8 protein-coding genes are annotated in these 7,249 nt (G+C 38.0%); 7 read left to right on the top strand and 1 reads right to left on the bottom strand.

Going from position 1 to position 7,249, the window contains the following annotated elements:
- The 4 genes from ACTQ5K_RS25050 to ACTQ5K_RS25035 form a co-directional block, all read left to right on the top strand.
- The coding region (locus tag ACTQ5K_RS25050; protein ID WP_441994431.1) for an IS3 family transposase at positions 1-228 on the top strand (228 nt) is incomplete at its 5' end.
- A 492-nt stretch (positions 229-720) separates the two neighbouring features.
- Positions 721-1,107 carry a MerR family transcriptional regulator gene (locus ACTQ5K_RS25045; protein WP_031538946.1) on the top strand — a complete coding sequence of 129 codons (387 nt, stop codon included), beginning with the start codon at positions 721-723 and terminating at the stop codon, positions 1,105-1,107.
- A gap of 38 nt (positions 1,108-1,145) precedes the next feature.
- Positions 1,146-2,453: a hemolysin family protein gene (locus tag ACTQ5K_RS25040; protein ID WP_031538945.1), complete on the top strand. Its 1,308-nt coding sequence runs from the start codon at positions 1,146-1,148 to the stop codon at positions 2,451-2,453.
- Positions 2,454-2,518: 65 nt separating this feature from the next.
- Complete coding sequence (locus ACTQ5K_RS25035; protein ID WP_251629627.1) at positions 2,519-3,574, top strand: hemolysin family protein; 1,056 nt, start codon at positions 2,519-2,521, stop codon at positions 3,572-3,574.
- Between the two features lie 159 nt (positions 3,575-3,733).
- Here the strand turns inward: ACTQ5K_RS25035 and ACTQ5K_RS25030 are convergent, their stop codons facing one another.
- The gene (locus tag ACTQ5K_RS25030) at positions 3,734-4,612 is read right to left on the bottom strand and encodes an STAS domain-containing protein (protein ID WP_441994430.1); all 879 of its coding nucleotides are present in this window, start codon (positions 4,610-4,612) and stop codon (positions 3,734-3,736) included.
- Between the two features lie 327 nt (positions 4,613-4,939).
- On the opposite strand from ACTQ5K_RS25030, the gene prfA reads away from it, so the two are divergent.
- The 3 genes from prfA to ACTQ5K_RS25015 all read left to right on the top strand — a co-directional run bounded on the left by prfA (position 4,940) and on the right by ACTQ5K_RS25015 (position 7,168).
- Complete coding sequence (gene prfA / locus ACTQ5K_RS25025; protein WP_031538940.1) at positions 4,940-6,013, top strand: peptide chain release factor 1; 1,074 nt, start codon at positions 4,940-4,942, stop codon at positions 6,011-6,013.
- Positions 6,006-6,869 carry a peptide chain release factor N(5)-glutamine methyltransferase gene (prmC, locus tag ACTQ5K_RS25020; protein WP_048718865.1) on the top strand — a complete coding sequence of 288 codons (864 nt, stop codon included), beginning with the start codon at positions 6,006-6,008 and terminating at the stop codon, positions 6,867-6,869. Before prfA ends, prmC begins: the two co-directional genes overlap by 8 nt.
- A 68-nt stretch (positions 6,870-6,937) precedes the next feature.
- Positions 6,938-7,168: a hypothetical protein gene (locus ACTQ5K_RS25015; protein ID WP_441994429.1), complete on the top strand. Its 231-nt coding sequence runs from the start codon at positions 6,938-6,940 to the stop codon at positions 7,166-7,168.
- The last annotated feature ends 81 nt before the right edge of the window (positions 7,169-7,249 follow it).

The following is a 7,249-nucleotide window of genomic DNA, read 5'->3' as shown; positions in this document are numbered from 1 at the left end:
TTAGTAGGTAGTATGTCCAGACGAGGGAACTGTTGGGACAATGCGGTGATTGAATCATTTCATTCAAATTTAAAGACAGAGGAATTCCAATATTGTAAGTTTAATACCCTAGCTAATTTAGAAGTTATTTCTAGAATAGATGGGTACATTCATCATTACAACGAGGGTAGGATTCAAGCAAAATTAGGCTACTTAACTCCAATAGAATTTGGATTAAAGGCAGCTTAAAGGATTTCGGGGTTATCCACTTTGCATGTAGAAAAGACATGCACTTTATTTGGAGATGCGGGCATGATAGCCTATTATGGCTAAGCCAGATTCTCTTTGAGATATCTGGCTTCCTGGCTAAAGAATCTATGCCCGCAGAGGCTCCAAGTAAAGTGACAAAGTGCCTGAACTATTTCCAGTAAAGAACCAATATCAAATTAATGAAAAAGTGTTAAATTTAATATGGATAGGTGTTTTATATATGTCTCATTTGGCTAGGTCAGTTCATTATCCCTCTTAGCAGGAGCTTTTTTATGTGACAAGGGAGGGAGTTTTGCAGGGGGAAAATGGAAAAGGTGACAGGCCCCCATACCAGCACCATAATCCTGTCCAAGTTAGTATGAAAAACTAAAACCTAAAACTATAACGTTGTACTGTACGGATTTTCCTTTCTATGCTATGATAAAAATATCTTATAAACTAAAAGGGGGTTTTTTCATTGGGAAGGCGTTATTGCGAATTGGCCAAGTGGCGAAATTAAGCGGGTTGTCAACAAGAACGATTGATTATTATACAAGTAACAAATTGCTTCCTGTAACGCGATCTGATTCCAATTATCGCCTTTATTCGGAAGATGTTCTTCATACATTGGAACGAATTAAACTTTTGAAAAAACAACGGATGTCCATTGATGAAATTCGTAAAGTTATTCAATCAAGAGAAGAGGATGAAATAGAGCCAATTATGAATGACGTACAGAATGAAATTGCATGTTTGCATAAAAAGCTGGCATCATTGGAAGAAAGATTGAAAGATGCGCCGCAGGAAGAGAAAAAGAAAGTGTATCATACACTTGAAAAAAAATTATTAGACGTAATGAAATTACTGTCTTTAATGTAACTATTCCTGGAGGTGAATCCCTCAAAAGAGGGAAATAATTGGACATAATAACGATAACAAATTTATTTTTACTGGTACTATTATTAGTACTGACAGCTTTCTTTGTTGGTTCTGAATTTGCTGTAGTTAAAATTCGGATGTCACGAATAGAACAGCTAATTGCAGAAGGAAACAAAAAGGCAATTGTCGCGAAGAAGGTAGCGGGTGATTTAGACTACTATCTATCGGCGTGTCAACTAGGTATTACTGTCACAGCACTGGGCCTTGGTGCCTTAGGGAAACCAGCAATTGAGCAACTATTATATCCAGTATTTAATTTAATGAATGCTTCACCATCTGTCGCATCTGTTGCCTCGTATGCTATTGCTTTTGCATTGGTTACGTTTCTGCATGTTGTAGTTGGAGAAATGGCTCCAAAAACACTTGCCATTCAATTTTCTGAGAAACTAACCTTAATGTTAGCACCGCCATTATATTGGTTTGGAATAGTGATGAAACCATTTATATGGGCATTAAATGGATCTGCACAAGTAGTGCTTCGTTTAATGGGGGTAAAATCTGTTAAGCATGAACAGGCTTATTCGGAAGAAGAATTAAAAATAGTAATGGCACAAAGCTATCAAGGTGGAGAAATTGACCAGACAGAGCTTGCCTATATGGAAAATGTCTTCTCCTTCGATGAAAGGGTAGCAAAGGATATTATGGTTCCAAGAACAGAATTTGTTACGCTAAATAAAGATATGTCATATGACGATATCGTGAAAATCTTGGATGAGCACAATTATACTCGTTATCCAGTAACAGAAGATGGGGATAAGGATCACATCCTAGGTGTTGTTAATGTAAAGAAAATGCTGACACAGATGGCTTGGGGAAGAAATCGAGAATTAACAGAATTTGTTCGTGATCTTCCGGTTGTATTGGAAGTAACAAGCTTGCAGGATGCCCTTCTGAAAATGCAGCAAGAAAGAGTGCATATGCTGTTAGTTATCGATGAATATGGTGGTACGTCTGGTATTCTGGCGATGGAGGATATTTTAGAAGAACTAGTTGGTGAAATCCGTGATGAGTTTGATGCAGATGAAGTAGCGGATATCCGGGAGTCGGGAAATAAGTATTTTATTAACGGCCGTGTATTGCTAGATGAACTGGAAGAACGTTTTGGGATGCCTTTTGAGGAAAGCGAAGAGCTTGATACAATAGCAGGCTGGATTCAATATAAGCTATTGGATACTGCTAAGATTGGAGATCAAGTAGAGCAAGGAGACCGCTTATGGATGGTAACAGACATGGATAACTACCAAATTAAAGAAGTGTGTCTTACTCAAAACGTTGTGAACAACTAGCTAGGATGAAAAAATGCTTTATCTATAATCATGGAGGTGAATCCCTCAAGGCTAGAGGGAAATAATTGGACAGTATTATTCTATTAAATTTGTTTTTAGTAGCAGTATTTATTTTATTGACAGCATTTTTTGTAGGTGCTGAATTTGCGATATTAAAAGTAAGGATGTCAAGACTGGATCAGTTAATTGCAGAAGGCAATAAAAAGGCGGTAGTAGCAAAGAAAGTTGCCCACGAGTTGGATTATTATTTATCTGCCTGTCAGCTGGGAATAACCATTACTGCATTGGTTTTAGGAGCGTTAGGAGAACCGACTGTGGAAAAGATGCTCCATCCTTTGTTTGAAAGGTTTGATGTACCAGGTGCTTTATCAACCGTTCTTTCTTATGCGATAGCTTTATCAGTAGTTTCCTTTTTGCATGTAGTAATTGGAGAACTTGCTCCAAAGACACTAGCAATCCAATATGCTGAAAAAATGACTTTAATGCTAGCTCCTGGATTATATTGGTTTGGAAGAATTACGAAGCCTATTATCCATGCATTAAATGGCTCATCACAAGCAATCCTTGGATGGTTTGGCATAAAACCAATTGGGCATGAAACAGCTCACTCGGAAGAGGAATTAAAGCTTATAGTGAATCAAAGCTATGAAAGTGGCGAAATCAACCAGACTGAATTAGCGTATTTAAAGAATATTTTTGCTTTCGATAATCGAATTTTGAAAGAAATTATGATTCCGCGAGAACAGATTGTGAATGTGGAATTAGAAATGTCTTTTGAAGAGGTTTTGACACTGTTGGATAAACATGAATATACGCGATATCCTGTTACCAAAGATCAAACAAAGCTAGTAGGCTATGTAAATACGAAAGAGATGCTAACAAATGTTGTAGCAGGAAGAGAAACAAAAATGGAAGAGTTTATTCATGAGATGCCTATTTTTCTACAAAGCGCACCTATTAAAACAGCTCTTCTTAAAATGCAGCAGGAAAGAGTGCATATGGGATTAGTAAAGAATGAACGAGGGGTAATTGTTGGTCTTGTCACAATGGAGGATATATTAGAAGAAATTGTTGGCGAGATACGTGATGAGTTTGTTGTAGGGGAAAAATTACTGAATTAATTCGCTTAACCATTTTACTAGTTTAATAGATAAATAATTGTAATAAAAACTCCGATAGTCTCTTATTTCTCTAGTTCCTATTGAGTGAATAAGTAGAAATTATCGGAGTTTTTTTAACGAATTTGATTTTTGTAGATCGATATGGATGACAGAATAATGTTAATCTACCGATTTTACTTTTACATTCAAAGCCTTTTGAACGGGCGTCTGTTCAAAAGATAACGCTTGTTTCAGTGTACTATAGGTAGGGACATTTCCTAAACTAATTCCTAGCGTAGTAATCAGCTGGGCCGTGTCAGGACTAAGTCCAGAAATGGTTGCTTCAATGCCAATGAAGGAAAGGATTTTAGTTAGTTTCATTAGTTCATGCACCACCTTTGTATCGATAGAAGAAATACCAGATAAATCAATGAACAGATGATTAATCCCTTCCTCTTTGCATTTAACAGGAACAACTTCAAGAATAAATTTTGCTCGTAAGCTATCGATGTCTCCGACTAATGGGAGGACCCCAATTGATTCTGTAATCGGAATAACAGGGACGCTTAATTGTTGGATTAATTCCTGTTGAGAATGAAGCTTTTGCTTTGTGAAAGCGTGATACATGGTTGTGAATTGATTCGTTAGTCGATCAAAAGTAAAGTGAAATTTTGAACTCCATTGTAATATTAATTCAGTTGGTATATTTTTTTGCTCAAGGATAAACTGTTCAATAGAGTCCCATATAACTTGTCTAGTGATACTTAATGCCTGCAAAACTTCGTGAACTGGTGTGCCTAGTTCTACTCTACTTTTAGCTACCTTATTTGCCCAAAGCTCTAGATTTTCAGCAAAAATGCTCTCATCTTCTAGAAAAGCGCTCATAACAGTTTGGATTGTATACGTATGCTGTTTGGTTAATAGCTCTGCAACAGATGAGGAAGTATTCTTTGAATAAATAGATCCTGCTTCCCCGTCTTTAATGGAAAACCAAGTCTTTGTGATGGATGGAGCTTGCTCCATCACATATTCATAAACGGATTGATTGGTAAGGGACATTCTGTTGTATCCTCTCTTTTTAGTGTTAACTCTATTATAATAGATAAATGGAAAATTGACTCTGTAAAAATTCTTGTGGTTATTGAGCAAAAGGGAGCGTTTATTTTTTCTTGAAAATTCATAGGTCTTATTGTTAGAAGAGGTTATGTTCTTCTGAAACAGGAGACACTCGACTCCTGTGTGAAGGAAGAGGGGCTGTGAAAGCAATGGGCTTTATGAGGAGTGAAAATAAGCCATAAATGCCATTTTTCATAAGAAATTGGTTTTGACGGCGAAAATAACCTATAATATAATGAATACGTTATGGATAAAAACGAGGTGAATAGTGTGTTTGATCGTCTTCAAGCTGTAGAGGATCGTTATGAAAAGCTTAATGAATTATTAAGTGATCCTGAAATTGTGAATGATACAAAAAAACTGCGTGACTATTCGAAAGAGCAATCGGATATTCAAGAAACAGTAGAAGTTTATCGTGAATATAAAGAAGTAAAAGAACAGCATACGGAAGCTAAAACGATGCTGGAAGAAAAGCTAGATCCAGAAATGCGCGAAATGGTGAAGGAAGAGCTAGATGAAACGGCTGCGCGTATCGAAGAATTAGAAGCGCGTTTAAAAATTTTGTTGATCCCTAAAGATCCGAATGATGATAAAAACGTTATCATGGAAGTAAGGGGAGCAGCTGGCGGAGATGAGGCTGCTTTATTTGCAGGGGATCTTTTCCGGATGTATAGCCGTTTTGCTGAGGCGCAAGGGTGGAAAATGGAAGTCATTGATGCAAGCTCAACAGGTGTTGGTGGCTACAAAGAAATCATCTTTATGATTAACGGAAAAGGGGCATACAGCAAATTGAAATTTGAAAATGGTGCCCACCGTGTACAGCGTGTCCCAGAAACAGAATCTGGCGGTCGTATTCATACATCTACTGCTACAGTAGCGTGCTTGCCTGAAGCAGAAGAAGTAGAAATTGAAATACATGAAAAAGATATTCGGGTTGACACATTTGCATCTAGTGGACCTGGAGGACAAAGTGTTAATACAACGATGTCTGCAGTCCGTTTAACCCATCTTCCAACAGGCACTGTTGTTTCCTGTCAGGATGAAAAATCACAGATTAAAAATAAAGAAAAAGCAATGAAAGTATTACGAGCACGTGTTTATGATAAATTCCAGCAAGAAGCACAAGCGGAATATGATCAACAACGTAAATCAGCGGTGGGAACGGGGGATCGTTCAGAGCGAATTCGGACGTATAACTTCCCGCAAAATCGTGTAACAGACCACCGTATTGGATTGACTATTCAAAAGCTAGATCAAATTCTTCAAGGAAAAATGGACGATATTATTGATGCGCTTATTTTTGAAGAACAATCTAGTCGTTTGGAAAGTGCTTCCGATGTGTAAAGTATTCGAAGCCCTAAAATGGGCTTCTTCTTATTTAAAGGAGCATGACAGGGAAGAATACGCAGCGGAAATCTTACTTAGGCATTCATTGCAAGTAAGTAGATCAGAAATGCTCGTTAAATTTCGTGAAGAGATGGAAGAAGAACAACTGGAAAGCTTTAAAAAGCTGATTTATTTACATGCCCAAGGACGGCCAGTTCAATATATTATTGGACAGGAAGAATTTTATGGACGAGCCTTTACTGTAAATAAAGAAGTACTTATTCCTCGTCCAGAAACTGAGGAGCTTGTTCAATCTGCGCTTGCACGGATAGACAGGCTGTTCGGGAAAAAAGCAGCCTTAAAACTAGTGGATGTCGGAACAGGAAGCGGTGCGATTGCAGTAACAATGAAGCTTGAAAATCCTTCGTTGCAGGTAATAGCTACAGATCTATATGAAGTTTCGTTAGCTGTAGCAAAGCAAAACGCTGAGAATTTAGGCGCGGATTCTATTGAATTCATACAGGGAGATCTTTTGCAGCCATTTATTGCAAAGGGGCAAATGGTTGATGTTGTCCTCTCCAATCCTCCATACATTCCAAAAGGAGACATCGTGACAATGTCTGATGTTGTTACCGAGCATGAGCCACATAGAGCACTATTTGCTGGAGAAGATGGTCTTGTTTTGTATAAAAGACTCTGTGAAGAATTACCTAATGTTCTAAAGGATAAAGCTATTATTGGATTTGAAGTAGGTGCAGGACAAAGCAAATCAGTAGCGCAGCTCTTGCAAGCAGCATTTCCCCAAGCAAAAGTAGAAGTGCAATTTGATATTAATGGCAAAGATCGAATGGTATTTGCAGAAGTAGGATTTTGATTTTGTTTCATTCTGCTTTTTGGTTGACTTTTAGAAAGACATATTCCATACACATGTTAAGGTGTGGGATGTGTCTTATTTTAGTTGGTGGGAGTGTAGGAGTTGTAAGTGAAGTTGCTGGACTCGCAAGTAAAGGTGGGAAAGTCGCAAGAAAAGTAGCCGGACTCGCAAGTAAAAGTGGGAAAGTCGCAAGAAAAGTAGCCGGACTCGCAAGTAAAAGTGGGAAAGTAGCAAGAAAAGTTGTCGAACCTGCAAGTATGGTATGGAAGCGCAAGAAAAGTAGCCGGACTCGCAAGTAAAAGTGGGAAAGTCGCAAGAAAAGTAGCCGAACTCGCAAGTAAAAGTGGGAAAGTCGCAAGAAAAGTAGTCGAGCTCGCAAG

Source organism: Niallia sp. Sow4_A1 (assembly GCF_052116745.1).
GTDB lineage: Bacteria > Bacillota > Bacilli > Bacillales > Cytobacillaceae > Niallia > Niallia hominis.
The sequence above is the reverse complement of the archived record's forward strand: the minus strand, read 5'-3'. Positions and strand labels throughout refer to the sequence as shown.

Coding starts and splice junctions, on each gene's coding strand:
- ACTQ5K_RS25015 (WP_441994429.1), top strand. CDS start 6,938: ATGTGTCTTATTTTAGTTGGTGGGAGTGTAGGAGTTGTAAGTGAAGTT.
- ACTQ5K_RS25030 (WP_441994430.1), bottom strand. CDS start 4,612: ATGTCCCTTACCAATCAATCCGTTTATGAATATGTGATGGAGCAAGCT.
- prmC (WP_048718865.1), top strand. CDS start 6,006: ATGTGTAAAGTATTCGAAGCCCTAAAATGGGCTTCTTCTTATTTAAAG.